At 60.7% G+C, this 1,207-nt stretch carries 1 protein-coding gene; it reads right to left on the reverse strand.

Going from position 1 to position 1,207, the window contains the following annotated elements; translation table 11 throughout:
- Positions 1 to 48: 48 nt before the first annotated feature.
- Complete coding sequence (locus GKC30_RS14810; protein ID WP_155935747.1) at positions 49 to 1,089, reverse strand: IS481 family transposase; 1,041 nt, start codon at positions 1,087 to 1,089, stop codon at positions 49 to 51.
- Positions 1,090 to 1,207: the final 118 nt, after the last annotated feature.

Consider the following 1,207-nt stretch of genomic DNA (forward strand, 5'->3'; position numbering starts at 1 on the left):
TGTACAGAGATAGTATTCACCTGACACCGCCGCCCCTGGCGGGGTGAGTTACGCTGCTTCTTCGGTTTCCGTTTTCTTGCCTTTCACGATGCCGTCCAGGAAGACCTGGTTCGGCGTCCGTCCCTGCATTCCCCGGCCCTGGTGGGTCCGTTCCGTGTTGTAGTGGTGGAAGTAGGCGTCCAGGTCCGTCTGCATTGCGTCCACCGACTCGTACCAGGTGTCCCGGCCCTTGATCCGGAAATGCTCGTCGAGCAACGTCCGATGCAGGCGTTCCACAAAGCCGTTGCTCTGCGGGCGGCGCACCTTGGTCGTCCGGTGTTCAATGCCTTCGAGCTGGAGAAACAACTCGTACGGATGCCGGTCCGGCCTGCCGCAGAACTCCCGCCCATTGTCCGACAGAATCGTCTCGATCCGCGCCCCGTGGGCCTCGAAGTGCGGCAACACGTCCTGATTGAGCACATGCACCGCCGTCACCGGCAGCTTGCTGGTGTACAGCCGCCCCCAGGCGTAGCGGCTGAAGCAGTCGATGACCGATTGCAGATAGACCCGGCCCACGCCCTTGAGGGTGCCGACGAAAAAGGTGTCGACAGCCACCAGATCGCCGGTGTGGCGCGTCTCGATGTGCCGCTCCCGGAACTCCGGGCTGAACCGCTCCAGCAGGCGAATCTGCTCGTCCGTGAGTTTCAGCCTGCGTTTCTGCGCCGTTCGCTCAAGCCGCAACAGCCTGTCGTGCCTGGACAAAAGGTCATGGCGGCTCCAGACCCCGCGCACACCGCCGGAACTGACCTGCACGCCTTGCAGCGCCAATTGCTGCGCCACGCGAAGAGGCCCATGAGAGGGGAAAGACAGGCTGTAATCCAGGATCGCCTTTTCCACGGTTTCATCCACGCGATTGGGGTGCGGCCCCTTGGGACCGGGCAGCCTGTCCAACAATCCATCCGCGCCGAAGGTCTGGAAATTGCGGCGGATTTCGTAGAACTGCTGGCGCGAGTATCCCATGACTTTGCAGGCCTTGCTTACGTTGCCGAGTTCCGTTGCCAGCTCTAGCAAGCTGAGCTTCCTTCGTGCTACCTTCTTCTTGGTGGTCATGACGTTCTCCTCTTCGGGTTTGGTGAAGCTTAGTAACTCCATCCATACCCCGATCAGGGACGGCATGACCACTTCCTCTTGGAAGGGCCAAGTGTCAGGTTATAACCATCTCACTTCA

The sequence above is a fragment of the Pseudodesulfovibrio alkaliphilus genome (assembly GCF_009729555.1).
Lineage (GTDB): Bacteria > Desulfobacterota > Desulfovibrionia > Desulfovibrionales > Desulfovibrionaceae > Pseudodesulfovibrio > Pseudodesulfovibrio alkaliphilus.

Bases quoted from the DNA above. Each gene is read 5' to 3' on its own strand.
- GKC30_RS14810 (WP_155935747.1), bottom strand. From the start codon at position 1,089: ATGACCACCAAGAAGAAGGTAGCACGAAGGAAGCTCAGCTTGCTAGAG.